This window comes from Paenibacillus sp. LPE1-1-1.1 (assembly GCF_040676435.1).
Lineage (GTDB): Bacteria > Bacillota > Bacilli > Paenibacillales > Paenibacillaceae > Pristimantibacillus.
Window position 1 is genome coordinate 33,157 of sequence record NZ_JBEGHY010000003.1, and the last position, 14,902, is coordinate 48,058.

14 protein-coding genes and 1 other annotated feature are annotated in these 14,902 nt (G+C 46.2%); all 14 genes read right to left on the minus strand.

Annotated elements, in window-relative coordinates:
• Positions 1–9 precede the first annotated feature (9 nt).
• The 14 genes from rpsL to MRBLPE1_RS10170 all read right to left on the minus strand — a co-directional run bounded on the left by rpsL (position 10) and on the right by MRBLPE1_RS10170 (position 14,901).
• Positions 10–432: a 30S ribosomal protein S12 gene (rpsL, locus tag MRBLPE1_RS10105; protein WP_053373892.1), complete on the minus strand. Its 423-nt coding sequence runs from the start codon at positions 430–432 to the stop codon at positions 10–12.
• Positions 433–689: 257 nt separating this feature from the next.
• On the minus strand, positions 690–920 hold the full coding sequence (locus MRBLPE1_RS10110) for a ribosomal L7Ae/L30e/S12e/Gadd45 family protein (RefSeq protein ID WP_364144884.1): 231 nt from the start codon (positions 918–920) through the stop codon (positions 690–692).
• A 245-nt stretch (positions 921–1,165) separates the two neighbouring features.
• Positions 1,166–4,792, minus strand: a complete 3,627-nt coding sequence (gene rpoC / locus MRBLPE1_RS10115; protein ID WP_364144887.1) for a DNA-directed RNA polymerase subunit beta' — start codon at positions 4,790–4,792, stop codon at positions 1,166–1,168.
• 95 nt (positions 4,793–4,887) lie between these two features.
• Positions 4,888–8,436 (minus strand): DNA-directed RNA polymerase subunit beta, encoded by a 3,549-nt coding sequence (gene rpoB / locus MRBLPE1_RS10120; protein WP_364144890.1) that lies wholly within the window; start codon positions 8,434–8,436, stop codon positions 4,888–4,890.
• Between the two features lie 384 nt (positions 8,437–8,820).
• Positions 8,821–9,420 carry a class I SAM-dependent methyltransferase gene (locus tag MRBLPE1_RS10125; protein ID WP_364144892.1) on the minus strand — a complete coding sequence of 200 codons (600 nt, stop codon included), beginning with the start codon at positions 9,418–9,420 and terminating at the stop codon, positions 8,821–8,823.
• A gap of 224 nt (positions 9,421–9,644) precedes the next feature.
• Positions 9,645–10,004: a 50S ribosomal protein L7/L12 gene (rplL, locus tag MRBLPE1_RS10130; RefSeq protein ID WP_110773977.1), complete on the minus strand. Its 360-nt coding sequence runs from the start codon at positions 10,002–10,004 to the stop codon at positions 9,645–9,647.
• A 92-nt stretch (positions 10,005–10,096) separates the two neighbouring features.
• A complete protein-coding gene (rplJ, locus tag MRBLPE1_RS10135; protein ID WP_364144895.1) occupies positions 10,097–10,600 on the minus strand; it encodes a 50S ribosomal protein L10 in 504 nt (167 codons plus the stop codon).
• Between the two features lie 57 nt (positions 10,601–10,657).
• Positions 10,658–10,824 (minus strand) — a sequence feature (ribosomal protein L10 leader region).
• Positions 10,825–10,836: 12 nt separating this feature from the next.
• Entirely contained in the window at positions 10,837–11,529 is a 693-nt protein-coding gene (gene rplA / locus MRBLPE1_RS10140) for a 50S ribosomal protein L1 (protein WP_308998880.1), read from the minus strand.
• Between the two features lie 101 nt (positions 11,530–11,630).
• Positions 11,631–12,056 (minus strand): 50S ribosomal protein L11, encoded by a 426-nt coding sequence (gene rplK / locus MRBLPE1_RS10145; RefSeq protein WP_028609671.1) that lies wholly within the window; start codon positions 12,054–12,056, stop codon positions 11,631–11,633.
• 122 nt (positions 12,057–12,178) lie between these two features.
• Positions 12,179–12,712 (minus strand): transcription termination/antitermination protein NusG, encoded by a 534-nt coding sequence (gene nusG, locus MRBLPE1_RS10150; protein WP_053373884.1) that lies wholly within the window; start codon positions 12,710–12,712, stop codon positions 12,179–12,181.
• Between the two features lie 24 nt (positions 12,713–12,736).
• Positions 12,737–12,946 carry a preprotein translocase subunit SecE gene (gene secE / locus MRBLPE1_RS10155; protein ID WP_028609673.1) on the minus strand — a complete coding sequence of 70 codons (210 nt, stop codon included), beginning with the start codon at positions 12,944–12,946 and terminating at the stop codon, positions 12,737–12,739.
• A gap of 18 nt (positions 12,947–12,964) precedes the next feature.
• Positions 12,965–13,114 (minus strand): 50S ribosomal protein L33, encoded by a 150-nt coding sequence (gene rpmG, locus MRBLPE1_RS10160; protein ID WP_015847242.1) that lies wholly within the window; start codon positions 13,112–13,114, stop codon positions 12,965–12,967.
• A 313-nt stretch (positions 13,115–13,427) separates the two neighbouring features.
• The gene (sigH, locus tag MRBLPE1_RS10165; protein ID WP_053373882.1) at positions 13,428–14,078 is read right to left on the minus strand and encodes an RNA polymerase sporulation sigma factor SigH; all 651 of its coding nucleotides are present in this window, start codon (positions 14,076–14,078) and stop codon (positions 13,428–13,430) included.
• 298 nt (positions 14,079–14,376) lie between these two features.
• Complete coding sequence (locus MRBLPE1_RS10170; RefSeq protein WP_364144902.1) at positions 14,377–14,901, minus strand: NYN domain-containing protein; 525 nt, start codon at positions 14,899–14,901, stop codon at positions 14,377–14,379.
• Position 14,902: the final 1 nt, after the last annotated feature.

Genomic DNA, 14,902 nt, shown 5'->3' on the forward strand with positions numbered 1-14,902 from the left:
GGGTTATACTTATGATTTTTTAACTTTCGGACGTTTCGTTCCGTATTTCGAACGAGATTGGTTACGGTTATTAACGCCTGCAGTATCAAGTGCGCCACGAACGATATGATAACGAACCCCTGGAAGGTCTTTTACCCGTCCGCCACGAATCAATACAACGCTATGCTCTTGCAGGTTATGTCCGATACCCGGAATGTACGCTGTAACCTCTACGCGGTTAGTTAGACGTACACGCGCATACTTACGAAGCGCGGAGTTCGGTTTCTTAGGAGTCATTGTACCTACACGAGTGCACACACCGCGTTTTTGAGGAGCGCTGATGTTTGTAGCTTCACGTTTCAATGCGTTGAAACCTTTTTGCAATGCCGGCGATTTCGATTTAACGACTTTCGCTTGGCGTCCTTTACGGACTAGCTGGTTAATTGTTGGCATGTTGCCACCCCCTTCCCTATATTCATGTCTTTTGAAAATATAAGCATTTATAAAGCTGTTTGTTTATAAATCTACTTATATTTCTTTTGCGCAACGAACTCTTTCCACCAAAAGACGGCAACAGCCGTATACGCTTGTATGGTAGACATTTTACCTAAAATTAAGCCCACAGATCCAGGCGGTTCATAAAAGAACAAACAAAAGTTCTCGCCAGTCAATCATCGTTAAATAATCAACTAACAAAAACGGTTATTGCGTTATTCTTCTTCGGTTACGAGCGCTGCCATTGCGGCCCCGATATCGATGCCGCAGGTTTCCCCAAGCTCATCCATCGTATCGATCCATTTAATCGGAACTCCCGCCCGCTCACATAGATGAACAATTTTCTCTTTCATCTGCGGATCTGCATCTCGTGCAACATAGACTTCAATGGCTCTTTGCTGCTCGAGCATCTTGGTCGTCTGCTTTGCGCCGACTTTGAATTGCATGAAAATCACCTTCAATTCTTCCATTCAGCGATCACACAATTAGGCACACTTCGATATATTAACACCTAAACTGTGCTTGTGTCAAGAAACTTCAAGGATATTCAATTGCAAACCTTTTGTTAATGAAAATCACACTGTAAACATGCAAAAGAGCGATTATCTTCCGCTTCCAATGAAGCGGAAGATATAACGCTCCTTCGATATGATTTAGCTTCCGGTTATAAAACGTGATCAGCTGACGTCAACTAGTCGACGGTAACTGCTTCCGTTTCCAATTCCCCTTCAACTACAGTAGTAGCTTCATCTTCTAGTCCGGCAAAGCGAATGTTGCGGTAACGAGCCATTCCAGTACCAGCTGGAATCAACTTACCGATAATAACATTTTCCTTGAGTCCAAGCAACTGGTCAACTTTGCCTTTGATAGCGGCATCGGTCAATACACGAGTTGTTTCTTGGAAGGAAGCTGCCGACAAGAATGAATCTGTTTCAAGCGATGCCTTCGTAATACCGAGCAAAACTGGTTTTGCGACAGCTGGTTCGAGATCTGCGAAAATCGCAGCGCGGTTTTGAGATTCATATTCATGAATGTCGACAAATGCGCCAGGAAGCAGAGTCGTTCCACCTGCGTCTACGATACGGATTTTACGGAGCATTTGTTTAATCATGACTTCAACGTGCTTGTCATTGATTTCTACCCCTTGGTTCCGGTAAACGCGCTGTACTTCTTGCAAAATGTAGTTTTGAACGCCACGGATACCTTTGATGCGCAGCATATCTTTAGGGTCAATTGAACCGTCAGTCAGCTCATCGCCGGCTTCGATTTGTTGACCTTGCGTTACGCGGATACGCGAACCATAAGTAACGGCATACACTTTGGATTCCGCTTCGCCTTGAACCTCGATTTCGCGACGGTCCTTAGCTTCACGGATTTCTTTGATTACACCGTCAAGCTCGGAGATAATCGCTTGACCTTTCGGATTACGCGCCTCAAACAACTCTTGGATACGCGGCAAACCTTGTGTAATATCATCGCCGGCTACGCCGCCCGTATGGAACGTACGCATTGTCAGCTGTGTTCCTGGCTCCCCGATGGATTGAGCTGCGATAATACCAACCGCTTCCCCGATCTCAACGTGTTTACCAGTAGCAAGGTTACGTCCGTAACAAATCTTACATACGCCATGGCGGGCACGGCAGCTTAGTACGGAACGAATTTGCAGTTTTTCAACGCCAGCATCGATAATCGCATCCGCTTTATTGGAATCAATAAGCTCGCTGCGGTTAACAATGATTTCGCCTGTTTTTGGATTACGAACCGTTTCAAACGCATAACGTCCTTCAATACGGTCGTAGAGATCTTCAATAACCTCTTTACCATCTTGAATTTTGCTTACGGAGAAGCCTTTGTCCGTACCACAGTCATCTTCGCGCACGATTACGTCTTGTGCTACGTCGACAAGTCGACGCGTCAAGTAACCGGAATCGGCTGTCCGAAGCGCTGTATCCGCCAAACCTTTACGCGCTCCGTGAGTCGAGATAAAGTACTCGAGTACGGTTAGACCTTCGCGGAAGTTTGATTTAATTGGCAACTCGATGATACGACCCGATGGATTCGCCATCAGACCACGCATACCGCCAAGCTGCGTAATTTGAGATTTGTTACCCCGTGCTTTGGAGTCCACCATAAGCATGATGTTGTTATAACGATCCATCGATTTCATAAGAACATCGGTGATTTCGTCTTTACATTTGCTCCAAATGCTGATGATGCGGTCATAACGCTCTTCGTTTGTAATCAAACCGCGGCGGTATTGATTCATAACGGTAGCAACCTTCTCATCGGAGAGCTTCATGATCTCGTTTTTCTCATTCGGGATGATAACGTCAGATACGCCGATCGTAATACCAGCCTTAGTCGAATAAGTGAAGCCGAGCTGCTTAATGCGGTCAAGAAGCATCGCAGTAAGCGTGGTGTGGTATTGACGGAAGCATTCCGCAATAACTAATGCGAGATAATCCTTGCCTACCGCACCTGGCGTGGCGATTGCATCCAAGAATTTAGGAAGATCGGCGCCTTTCTCGTAAACGAAATATTTATCAGGTGTGCCGTGCAACAGATTCGTTTTCGTTGCTTCGTTGATATAAGGGAAATCTTCAGGGAAAATTTCGTTGAAGATTACTTTACCTACCGTAGTAACGAGAAGCGAGTTTTGCTGTTGCTCAGTGAAATTAACTTTTTTGAGCACGCGAACCGGAATGAAAATCCTTGCGTGCAAGGAAACAATACCGCGTTGGTAAGCAGAGATCGCTTCGTTAATGGTACCAAAAACGGAACCACTGCCTTTAGCTTCTTTGTTATCCATCGTTAAGTAGAAGCTTCCCAGAACCATATCCTGTGAAGGAGTAACGACTGGCTTGCCGTCTTTCGGGTTAAGGATGTTGCCTGATGCCAGCATAAGCAAACGAGCTTCTGCTTGTGCTTCTGCAGACAACGGAACGTGAACGGCCATTTGGTCACCGTCGAAGTCAGCGTTGTAAGCTGTACATACGAGCGGGTGAAGCTTAATAGCGCGACCTTCAACCAGGATAGGCTCAAATGCTTGAATACCTAGTCTGTGAAGCGTCGGGGCACGGTTAAGCAGTACCGGGTGCTCTTTGATTACTTCCTCAAGAACATCCCAAACCTCAGGGCTTACGCGTTCTACCTTGCGCTTCGCACTCTTGATATTATGTGCCAAGCCTTTATTAACAAGCTCTTTCATAACGAAAGGCTTGAACAATTCAAGTGCCATTTCCTTCGGAAGTCCGCATTGGAACATTTTGAGGTTAGGACCTACAACGATAACCGAACGACCAGAGTAGTCAACCCGTTTACCAAGCAAGTTCTGACGGAAACGTCCTTGCTTACCTTTCAGCATGTGGCTGAGAGATTTAAGCGGACGGTTACCAGGACCTGTTACAGGGCGACCGCGACGACCGTTATCGATCAAAGCATCAACCGCTTCCTGCAGCATCCGTTTTTCGTTTTGCACGATGATATCAGGAGCGCCAAGATCAAGCAGACGCTTCAGACGGTTGTTACGGTTAATAACACGGCGATACAGATCATTAAGGTCAGAAGTCGCAAAACGACCGCCATCAAGCTGTACCATCGGACGAAGCTCAGGAGGAATAACAGGAAGCACGTCTAGAATCATCCATTCCGGCTCGTTACCAGAGTTACGGAATGCTTCTACGACTTCAAGGCGCTTAATCGCACGGTTGCGTCGTTGCCCTTGAGCCGTACGCAGTTCTTCCTTCAATTGCTCAAGCTCTTTGTCAACGTCGATATCTTGCAAAAGCTTTTTGACAGCCTCGGCGCCCATACCGGCATGGAATCCATACCCGTATTTCTCCCGGTAGCTGCGGTATTCTTTCTCCGAAAGGAGTTGTTTTTTCTCAAGCGGCGTATCACCAGGATCAGTTACCACATAGGATGCAAAATAAATGATCTCCTCAAGCGAACGAGGCGACATATCTAATGCAAGACCCATACGGCTTGGAATTCCTTTGAAATACCAAATATGAGAAACTGGAGCAGCTAGCTCGATGTGACCCATACGCTCACGGCGAACCTTAGCGCGAGTTACTTCAACGCCACAGCGATCACAAACTACGCCTTTATAGCGTACACGTTTGTATTTACCGCAATGACATTCCCAGTCTTTTGTAGGTCCAAAAATTTTCTCGCAGAAGAGACCTTCCTTCTCCGGCTTTAAGGTCCTATAGTTGATCGTCTCCGGTTTTTTAACTTCTCCGCGGGACCACGAGCGAATTTTATCCGGCGATGCCAGACCGATTTTCATATACTCGAAGTTGTTCACGTCCAACAAGGAGCAACCCTCCTCCGTCATGTATGACAATGTCTATCTAATCAGCTAGATTCCGTCATAGGCGCGTGACCATGTGACGGAATCCAGCAACTAGTTTATTCAGCAGCGCCGACTTCGGCACCTTCTATATTGAGGTTGAGCTTATCGCCCGTTGCCTCGTCTTCATCATCCATTTCCTTCATTTCGATCTCTTCTTCGTTCTCAGACAGGATTTTCACGTCCATACCCAAGCTTTGAAGCTCTTTGATCAAAACTTTGAACGATTCAGGAACGCCTGGTTCCGGCACGTTCTCGCCTTTAACAATGGACTCGTACGTTTTCACGCGGCCAACCACGTCATCGGATTTAACTGTCAGTATTTCTTGAAGCGTGTATGCAGCGCCATATGCTTCGAGCGCCCATACCTCCATCTCCCCGAAACGTTGTCCACCGAACTGCGCTTTACCACCGAGCGGTTGTTGCGTAACGAGAGAGTAAGGACCAGTTGAACGGGCATGGATTTTATCGTCGACCATGTGTGCCAGTTTGATCATGTACATGACCCCTACCGTAACTTCACGCTCGAAGTTTTCACCTGTCCGTCCGTCATACAGCACGGTCTTACCGTTACGCTGCATGCCTGCTTCTTCCATCGTGTCGAAAACGTCATTCTCGCGAGCTCCGTCAAATACCGGTGTAGCAGCATGAATGCCGAGATGCTTACAAGCCATACCCAAGTGAACCTCAAGCGCCTGGCCGATGTTCATCCGCGACGGTACGCCGAGCGGGTTAAGAACAACCTCTACAGGTGTGCCATCCGGTAGGAAAGGCATATCTTCTTCCGGCATGATACGGGCGATAACCCCTTTGTTACCATGACGTCCGGCCATTTTGTCGCCTTCGGAAATTTTCCGTTTTTGAGCAATGTAGGCACGTACCAATTGGTTAACGCCTGGCGGCAATTCGTCGCCGTTCTCACGGGTAAATACTTTTACGTCAACAACGATACCGTCCGTACCATGCGGTACGCGCAGCGATGTATCACGAACTTCACGAGCTTTCTCACCGAAGATAGCGTGCAATAATCTTTCTTCCGCAGTCAGCTCCGTAACACCCTTCGGCGTTACTTTACCAACGAGGATATCGCCTGCGCCGATTTCTGCGCCGACACGGATTATGCCGCGCTCATCCAAGTTACGAAGAGCTTCTTCGCCGACATTCGGGATATCGCGAGTGATTTCTTCCGGTCCAAGCTTCGTATCACGGGCTTCGGACTCATATTCCTCAATGTGAATGGATGTATAAACATCCTCTTTCACAAGTTTTTCGCTTAGCAGGATCGCATCCTCATAGTTGTACCCTTCCCATGTCATGAAAGCAACGACTACGTTGCGTCCAAGAGCTAATTCGCCCTTTTCAGTGGATGGACCGTCTGCAAGGATATCACCTTTTTTAATTACATCGCCTTTACGTACAAGTGGACGCTGGTTGATGCACGTTCCTTGGTTAGAGCGCATAAACTTGTGTAGTTTATGTTTTACCAAGTCACCTGTAACCGGCTTGCCATCGATTTGTTCAACGCGACGAAGCCAAATTTCATTAGCGGAAGAACGTTCGATTATACCGTCATGCTTCGCAACGATACAAACGCCGGAATCTTTCGCTGCCTTATGCTCCATACCCGTACCAACAAGCGGCGATCTCGGGATAAGAAGCGGTACCGCTTGACGTTGCATGTTCGATCCCATGAGGGCACGGTTGGAGTCATCGTTTTCCAAGAATGGAATTAACGCTGTCGCAACGGATACAACCTGCTTTGGTGATACGTCCATGTAGTCAACGCGATCGCTAGGCATTGTCAAAATGTTATCGGCTTGTTTATTGTAACGAACGATCGTATTTTCTTCCGCAAACTTATCTTCCGAAGTCAGCTTCGCATTCGCTTGCGCGATTACGTAGTTATCTTCTTCGTCAGCAGTCAAGTACGCAATTTGCTCCGTTACAATTCCCGTCTTCGGATCTACCCAACGATATGGCGCTTCAATGAAGCCATATTCGTTAATGCGGGCAAAAGAGGACAAGGAGTTGATCAAACCGATATTCGGTCCCTCTGGCGTCTCGATCGGACACATCCGCCCATAATGGGAGTGATGGACGTCACGAACTTCAAAGCCCGCGCGTTCCCGAGTCAAACCGCCGGGTCCAAGTGCGGATAAACGACGCTTATGCGTCAATTCAGCAAGCGGATTCGTTTGGTCCATAAACTGGGACAGCTGCGAGGAGCCGAAGAACTCTTTTATAGATGCAATAACCGGTCGAATGTTGATTAGCGCCTGCGGCGTAATTGCATTCGCGTCTTGAATGGACATTCTCTCGCGCACGACGCGCTCCATACGAGACAAACCGATACGGAATTGATTTTGAAGCAATTCGCCTACAGAACGCAGACGGCGGTTCCCGAGATGATCGATATCATCTGTGCTGCCAACGCCGTGCAGCAAGTTAATAAAGTAGTTAATGGAAGAAATGATATCCGCTGGCGTAATATGCTTCACGGATTTATCAATAATGCCATTGGCAATTACTTTGATTACTTTGCTTTCGTCATATGGCGAGAATACGCTGATCGTTTGTAGTGGAATACTATCAGCATCCAAAACGCCATTAGCAACATGATACGTTTTGAAGCCTACATCCTTTTCAAGCTTCTCGAGAATTTCATCAAGCAAGCGACGGTCAATCATTTGTCCAGATTCGGCGATAATCTCGCCGGTTGCAGGATCAACTAGATTTTCCGCAAGCCGCTGATTAAACAAACGGTTCTTGATATGAAGCTTCTTGTTTATTTTGTAACGGCCTACATTGGCCAAGTCATAACGTTTCGGGTCAAAGAAGCGAGCAACAAGCAAGCTCTTCGCATTGTCCAAAGTCGGAGGCTCGCCTGGACGAAGACGCTCATAAATTTCAATCAGCGCTTTCTCCGTGGAATCCGTGTTATCTTTGTCCAGCGTGTTGCGAATGTACTCATCATGTCCCAGCAGCTCAAGAATTTCAGCGTCAGTACCAAAGCCTAACGAACGCAAAAGTACCGTTACCGGTATTTTCCGGGTCCGGTCAATACGAACGTAGATAATGTCTTTCGCATCTGTTTCAAGTTCCAACCAAGCGCCACGGTTAGGAATAACCGTCGCCGTGTAATTTTTCTTCCCGTTTTTATCGACCTTCGTGCTGAAGTACACACTCGGGGATCGAACCAATTGGCTAACTATGACACGCTCGGCCCCGTTAATAATAAACGTGCCTGTCTCTGTCATAAGCGGGAAATCACCCATGAAAACTTCTTGTTCCTTTACTTCGCCGGTCTCCTTGTTAAAAAGTCGTACCTTAACGCGTAAAGGAGCCGCATACGTCACGTCGCGCTCTTTTGATTCATCGACCGAATATTTCGGTTCGCCTAAGCTATAGTCGATAAACTCAAGCGATAGATTGCCCGTAAAGTCCGAAATCGGAGAAATATCTTGGAACAACTCAATCAAGTCGCTATCCAAAAACTTCTCATACGATTTTTGTTGGATTTCAATCAGGTTCGGGACTTCCAGCACCTCGTTGATCCTGGCGTAGCTTCTGCGCGCGCGCCGACCATACTGAACAAGTTGTCCTGCCAACTTAACCTCACCCCTCATGTCTGTATCACAGCATCGATAATCACTGCGTCACTATAGACGGACCAGCCGTCTATATAGTCAAATAAAGAAAAGCCCTTATCGAATAGTTCGAAAAAAGAGCATGTTCCGGCAGCTAACCAATCACAGCGCGGCCGTGATAGTCTCATATCAAATAATTTTGCCCAAAACGTAAACATTATACGTCAAATGTGTAAAACTTATGCATTCCGCGCTTTAAATTCACACTTGACATTTTAGTTAACTAAAGAGATCGAGCCCAATTTAATGCTGACATTTTATAATTTTACCATATCTAAAATGTCAAGTCAATAATTTTTCTTCTGTTTTCAAAGATATTTTCAAAACATCATTTTCCTTTTTTTATTAAGCTTTTACAGCACGAAAAATTCGGTAGCCCTTGTCCTTCGTCACTTCTTCTACCTCTGTGAATAAAGACTCCAGCTTCGCCTTCGCCGAAGGAGCGCCTTGTTTTTTCTGTATAACAACCCACATGCTGCCGCCTTGCTCAAGCAAGTCATAACCTTCTTCAAAAATGCGATGCACAACCGCTTTGCCTGCGCGGATTGGAGGATTGGTGACGATGACATCAAATGTCATTCCCTTAACCGCTTCGAACAAATCGCTCTGCAGCACGGAAATATTCGAAATCCCGTTAAGCTTCGCGTTCTCTTTCGAAAGTTCTACCGCTCGTTCATTTATATCAATCATCGTTACCCGTCCATGCTCAGCGAGCTTGGCTGATGTCAAACCAATCGGGCCGTACCCGCAGCCGACATCAAGCACCCGGGCATTCGACTTTAACTCCAATGCGTCAATCAACACCTGACTCCCATAATCGACGCCAGATTTCGAGAATACGCCGGCATCCGTCATAAAACGGAAGGTAAAGCCTCGAAGAGATACTTCGTGCACTTGACGATTATGCTTCACATCTGGGCTTTGTGAGTAATAGTGATTCGACATGATTCATCACTCCCCGTTCTTCCATTACGCCTTTACGCAACCGTCGGTTTTCAAACCGGTCAGAAGCCAAGCTTTGCGTTGAAAGATAAGAAGGTATAAGAAAATCACTTATACCTTCTTATCTTTTAACATACAACGAACCCCTTGAAACCTTACGGATTCAAGGGGCTCGCCAGCCGAATCATCGTTCAATCGCATGATCAGCTTATTTGGTTAAAACAATACTATTTAACTTCTACGGAAGCGCCAGCTTCAGTAAGTTTAGCTGCAACTGCTTCAGCTTCTTCTTTAGCAACTTTTTCTTTAACAGCTTTAGGAGCGCTGTCAACCAAGTCTTTCGCTTCTTTCAGGCCAAGACCTGTGATTTCGCGAACAACTTTGATTACGTTGATTTTCGATGCGCCAGCACCGTTAAGAATAACGTCGAATTCAGTTTGCTCAGCTTCAACAGCTGCGCCAGCACCTGCTGCTGCTACTGGAGCTGCTGCAGTTACGCCGAATTCTTCTTCAATTGCTTTAACAAGCTCGTTCAGTTCAAGAACGTTCATAACTTTAATCGCTTCTAAGATTTGTTCTTTAGACATGATTATACCTCCGGGAATATGGTTTATTTTTTTTGGTTTATCATACAGCCGGCTTGCACCGGTTCAATGCTGTTAGTGACTTGAGACTGAAATTAAACGCCAGCTTCTTGCTTTTCACCGACTGCTTTAACTGCAAGCGCGAAGTTGCGCACTGGAGCTTGCAATACGCTGAGGAGCATAGAAAGCAAACCTTCGCGGGACGGAAGTTCCGCAAGAGCTTTAATTTCTTCTTGAGATACGACTTTACCTTCAACAACGCCGCCTTTAAGTTTCAAAGCATCGTTTTTCTTAGCGAAATCGTTCAAAATTTTAGCTGGAGCAACAGCGTCTTCTTTACCGAATGCAATTGCAGTAGGACCTGTAAGAATGCTGTTCAATTCTACGAAATCCGTACCTTCAGTTGCGCGGCGAACGAGCGAGTTTTTAAGAACTTGGAATTCAATCCCTGCTTCACGAAGCTGTTTCCGAAGTTCAGTAACTTGCGCAACGTTCAGTCCACGATAGTCAGCTACAACTGTACTGGAGCTAGCAGCAATTTTCGCCGCGATTACGGCAACTGCCTCTTGTTTCTCTTGGATGATATTTGCGTTAGCCAAACTGTACACCTCCCGTAATAGTATACATTCCGTTAATTACGACGGGCTTTCCACGCCTCGATGCATGAGAAAGGCCTTCGCAGACACTGCGAAGGCCATGATGTCGTTATCGCGCATCAACCCAGAATGGATCGAATGTTGCTTACAAACGTTTTATCATAACACCTCGGTAGGAAATTAAGCCTTAAGGCACCTACTGTCTACGGTATGCGTATTCGAATTTAGTTCCGTTCTTCTTAGCGATATACCGCTGTGGAAACACGAGCGCCAGGGCCCATTGTTGAAGAAACGGCGATGTTTTTCAGGTAAATACCTTTTGCAGCAGCCGGTTTAGCACGGTTAAGTGCATCGATCAATGATTTGAGGTTCTCGTTGAGTTTCTCAGCATCAAATGATACTTTACCGATTGGAGCATGGATTTGACCTGCTTTATCAAGACGGTATTCAATCTTACCGGCTTTAATTTCTTGAACGGCTTTAGCAACGTCAAACGTTACTGTTCCTGCTTTAGGGTTAGGCATCAAGCCTTTACCGCCGAGGATACGTCCAAGTTTACCAACTTCAGCCATCATGTCCGGCGTTGCTACGCAAACGTCGAATTCGAACCAGCCTTGTTGGATTTTGTTGATCATGTCCGCATCGCCGACAAAGTCAGCACCCGCAGCTTCCGCTTCTTTCACTTTTTCGCCTTTTGCGAAAACGAGAACGCGTTTTGTTTTACCAGTTCCGTGTGGTAGTACAACTACGCCACGAACGGCTTGGTCTTGTTTACGCGGGTCTACACCCAAACGAACTGCTACTTCAACGGACTCGTCGAATTTAGCTGTCGCTGCCTTTTTTACAAGCTCGATCGCTTCCAAAGGCTCGTATGTTGCTTCGCTGTCGATAAGCTTAACAGCTTCTAGATATTTTTTACCTTGTTTAGCCATTGTAATTTCCTCCTTATGTGGTTGTAGCGGAAAATCCTCCTAAGGATGATCCTCCCACTCGCGAAACCCGAAGCTTCGCAAAGCAAGTTACCTCGCGGTAATTAGTCAACAATAGTTACGCCCATGCTGCGAGCAGTACCTTCAACCATACGCATTGCCGCTTCTACAGAAGCTGCGTTAAGATCCGGCATTTTTTGCTCAGCGATTTCGCGAACTTTGTCACGTTTTACAGTAGCGACCTTTTTCTTGTTCGGTTCGCCTGAACCTTTTTCGATACCAGCTGCGACACGTAGCAATACTGCTGCCGGTGGCGTTTTTGTTTCGAAAGTAAAAGAACGGTCTTCGAATACTGTAATAACGACTGGAATAATCAAGCCTGCTTGATCTGCTGTACGAGCATTAAACTCTTTACAAAACGCCATAATGTTAACGCCTGCTTGACCAAGTGCTGGACCGATCGGCGGCGCTGGGTTTGCTTTACCTGCAGGAACTTGCAGTTTGACCATTTTGATGACTTTCTTTGCCATGCCTGACACCTCCTAACCCTTTATTCCATGCGTAAATAGCATATGCCGCTTTAGAAGAGGCATTGCCACTTCGCGTCCAAACCTCCACCGGTTTAACCCAGGTGGGCTTTAGAAACCAGATATTATATCTTCTCCACTTGAGTGTAATCCAGCTCCAGCGGGGTCTCCCTGCCAAACATGTTTACATGAACCTTCAACTTCGCTTTGTCCAGCAAAATTTCTTCTACTGTACCAACAAAATCTGCGAAAGGACCTACTTTGACGCGAACCGTTTCCTTCAGATCGAACTCGATTTTCGGTTTTGGTTCTTCCATGCCCATGTGTTTGAGTATTTGCTCAACCTCATCCGGCAATAGAGGAATCGGCTTTGAACCGGAACCTGTTGATCCTACGAATCCAGTTACGCCAGGCGTATTACGAACAACGTACCATGAATCGTCGGTTTGAACCATTTCCACAAGAACATAGCCGGGATAGACTTTACGTTGGACAGTCTTCTTCTTACCGTCCTTCTCTACCACTTCATCTTCCATAGGGACAAGCACGCGAAAGATTTTGTCTTCCATGCCCATCGATTCAACTCGGCGTTCCAAATTGGCTTTCACCTTGTTCTCATAACCTGAGTAGGTATGCACGACGTACCATCTTTTTTCCATCACAAATCCACCTTTGGACCCTTCTTAAACAATGAGTTCAACCAGAGACGAGATCCCGATGTCAAGAAGCCAGAAGTAAATCGTTACAAACGTGATCGTGAGCAAAACTACGATCGAATAGCTTGTCAACTCTTTACGGCTTGGCCAGCGAACCTTCTTAAGTTCCGCCCAGCTGTCGGCAAAAAAACTAAACGTTGTACCAAAGCTTTGCTTTAGTTTAGCCAAAAATGCCACGTTCACACCTCCAATTGACTATCTCGTCTCGCGATGAGGAGTCTGCTCGTTACAGAACTTGCAAAACTTCTTCAACTCGATGCGGTCGGGGTGATTGCGTTTGTTCTTGCTGCTCGCATAGTTTCTCTGTTTGCAGTTTGTGCATGCCAACGTGATAATTACCCGCATTGAATTACACCTCCCGAACTGCTACAAAATACGAATCATGAAGCTCTATTTGGAAGTTCATTGATTCCAACGCCAAAACGAAAAAAAACCTCGATTTTAGGCCTACCTAAACACTTTATCACACGGCAATTTTGATGTCAATGTAAAAGATAAGTGTCAGGGCTGCGAAAAACTGGTAATTACAAGAGCATCGGGCTCGTATCTACCATTATAGTCTACTTAAGCCCATTTAAAACAGAAAGGACCAACATTCCACCTGGACACCGCCAGATGGAAGACAGCCCTCATTAATGACGATTACGTATGAATGCATTTAACCGCTAATGTCTCTGACTTCCAAGTAACGTTCGAGCTTGCGCTTCACCCTTTGGAGAGCGTTGTCAATGGATTTCACATGCCTATCCAAATCGACGGCAATTTCCTGATAAGATCTTCCGTCCAAATAAAGCATAAGAACCTTACGTTCAAGATCACTTAAAATTTCGGACATTTTATCTTCCAGGCCAATGAATTCTTCTTGATTGATGATCAACTCTTCCGGATCAGAAACCCGCGTACCGCAAATCACATCCAGCAGCGTGCGATCCGAATCTTCATCATAAATGGGCTTATCGAGCGAAACGTAGGAATTAAGCGGGATGTGCTTCTGACGCGTGGCTGTTTTGATGGCGGTAATAATTTGCCTAGTTATACACAATTCCGCAAAGGCCTTGAAGCTTGCTAGCTTGTCCCCTTTAAAATCCCGAATTGCTTTGTATAGACCAATCATACCCTCCTGCACGATATCTTCACGATCCGCGCCGATAAGAAAATAGGAGCGCGCTTTGGCTCTCACAAAATTCTTATACTTGTTAATCAAATATTCCAACGCTATGCTGTCGCCATTGCGGACCGCTTCGACGATATCCTCGTCCGTGCTGCTGTCATACTCGAGCGTACTCCATTCTTTGAGGTCGATACTCACGAACTATCCCTCCGGCCTGCAAGGCGTACACCGCTAGATTCGTATTCATGCAAACCTATCCTGCTACTCCCAATCACATGGGCTCAACAGCGATTCGCGTCGAAAGATAAGAAAACATACTGTTTAATACCAACACGTTCTTATCGCTAATGATAGAGTCAGTATACATTATGTAACCTTACAACGTCAACCAATCCGGGGGCCGAAAGCTATCGATATACTAGCAATTTTGTAACTTTGTGGAACTTTATCAGACATTCCGCCTGCACTGCTCACGAACAATGAACGCCCGCTTCCTTTATTTCTCACCGCGGCGAAGTTTCTCTAGCTGGCTGCGGACTTCAAGACTCACGATTCCGTCTACCGAATTGCGTTTTCCCGGCTTATCCTCACGAAGCGTTTGTTCAATATTTTTACGGTTCTGGCCAATGTCGATAAGGAGCTCGCGTGCAGATACGCGCAGTGCTCCTTTGCCAAAGGCAACATGCTGCTCTACCATATCGGAGGTTGCAACATATATATTCCTTCGCCGGACATAAAGCTCCGAGCATAGGCGTTCGATGCATTCATCCGCGGTTTCCTTTTCCTTGGTATATACGATCATCAGCTTATGATGCCGATATGTAGCGCCTAAGCCCGGAACCTGATGTGCATCGAAAACGACGTAAACCTGCATTCCCGTGAAGCCCTGATAATCTGCCATCATGTCCAGCAGCTTGTCCCGGGCTTCCTCCAAATCATATTCCTTCAGTTTCTCTAGCACCGGCCAAGCGCCAATCATGTTATAACCGTCGACTAATAAAATATCGTCGCGCCGGTTCATA